This is a genomic window from Thermomonas sp., assembly GCF_035369645.1.
Taxonomy (GTDB): domain Bacteria; phylum Pseudomonadota; class Gammaproteobacteria; order Xanthomonadales; family Xanthomonadaceae; genus Thermomonas.
The window spans coordinates 105336-107058 of sequence record NZ_DAOOUM010000002.1 but is presented as its reverse complement, the minus strand read 5'-3'; the positions used below and the strand labels follow the sequence as shown (position 1 = coordinate 107058).

The 1723-nt window shown below is 61.3% G+C and carries 2 protein-coding genes; both read left to right on the top strand.

Features of this window, described 5'->3' with window-relative positions; all coding sequences use genetic code 11:
• Positions 1 to 699, top strand: a 699-nt coding sequence (locus tag PK789_RS00945; protein ID WP_324306466.1) for a TOBE domain-containing protein, incomplete at its 5' end; no start/stop codon positions are given.
• A gap of 125 nt (positions 700 to 824) precedes the next feature.
• On the top strand, positions 825 to 1723 hold an 899-nt coding region (locus PK789_RS00940; protein ID WP_324306465.1), incomplete at its 3' end, for a methionine aminotransferase.

Genomic DNA, 1723 nt, shown 5'->3' with positions numbered 1-1723 from the left:
GGCTCGATCAGCGCCGCCGCACGTGCAGTGGGGATGAGCTACAAGGGTGCATGGGATGCCATTGCGGCGCTCAATACGTTCGCAGGCGAGCCGCTGGTGAGTGCCGAAACCGGCGGCAGCGGTGGCGGTGGCGCACGCCTGACCGACATGGGACGGCGCGTACTGGCATTTCATCAGGCATTGACGGCACTGCAGCAACGCGTGTTATCAGGATCAACCGATACTGGCCACGGCGGCGATCTGGATCAACTTCTCAAACGATTGGGAAACCTCATGCTCAAAACCAGTGCGCGTAATCAATTTGAGGGCACCGTGCAAACCATCCAGCGCGGTGCGGTCAACAGCGAGGTCATCCTTGACCTGGGTGGCGGTGACACACTCACCGCCATCATCACCAATCACAGCGTGGATGCGCTTGGCCTGCGCGAAGGCGGCAGTGCGATCGCGTTGGTGAAGTCCTCGTTCGTGGTGCTGGGTGAACCCGGCGTACGCACCAGTGCGCGCAATAGACTGGCCGGTACGGTGCTGTCGTGTATCGAAGGCGCGGTCAATGCCGAAGTGGAATTGCAGCTATCCGGCGGCCGACGGTTGGTGGCCACCGTCACCAACGAAAGCGCGAAGGAACTCGGCATCCGCGAAGGCGTGCCGATGCTGGCGCTGGTGAAGGCCTCGCACGTGATCCTGGCGGTGGCGGTGTGAGTGCCGCTTGACACGCGTGGTGATAATCGGCGCGATCTCAGACAGGGCAGCACGCACGATGGCCTACGCTGCAACGCAGGCGTCGATTCCGTAAACTGCAATGCCCCACAGCTATCGGCATCGCCATGCAACTAGACACCAAATTGCCGAAGGTCGGCACCACGATTTTTACCGTGATGTCGCAATTGGCGGCACAGCATGGCGCGGTCAATCTGGGCCAGGGCTTTCCGGATTTCCCGGTACCCGCGCGTTTGGTGGATGCACTGACCCGTGCGATGCACGCCGGCCACAACCAATATCCGATGATGACCGGCATCCCGGCGCTGCGCCAAGCGATTGCCGATAAAACTGCGCGTTGCTATGGCTGGCGGCCCGATGTGGATGCCGAGATCACCGTCACCAGCGGTGCCACCGAGGCGATCTTCAATGCCATCCATGCGGTGGTGCGTGCGGGCGATGAAGTCATCGTGCTGGACCCATGCTACGACTGCTACGAACCGGCCATTGATCTGGCCGGTGCGACCGCCGTGCATGTGGCGTTGAATCCGCAGACCTTTGCCCCCGATTGGGACGCAGTGCGTGCGGCGATCACCCCGCGCACCCGCATGTTGATGATCAACAGCCCGCACAATCCATCCGGGGCGATGTTCAGCGCGGCCGATATGCAGACACTCATTGCCCTATTGGACGGCACCAACATCGTGCTGCTCAGCGACGAGGTGTACGAGCACATTGTGTTTGATGGTGCGCGGCATGAATCGGCGCTGCTGTACCCGCAATTGCGGCAACGCGCTTTCGTGATCTCGAGCTTCGGCAAGACCTACCACTGCACTGGCTGGAAGTTGGGCTATGCGATTGCGCCGCCTGCGCTGTCGGCCGAGTTCCGCAAAGTGCATCAGTACAACGTGTTTTGTTCGTTCAATCCGGCCCAGCATGCGTTTGCCGAAATGATCGAGGCCGAGCCCGAGCACTACGAAACGCTGGGCGCGTTCTATCAAGACAAGCGCGACCGCTTCCGTGCGCA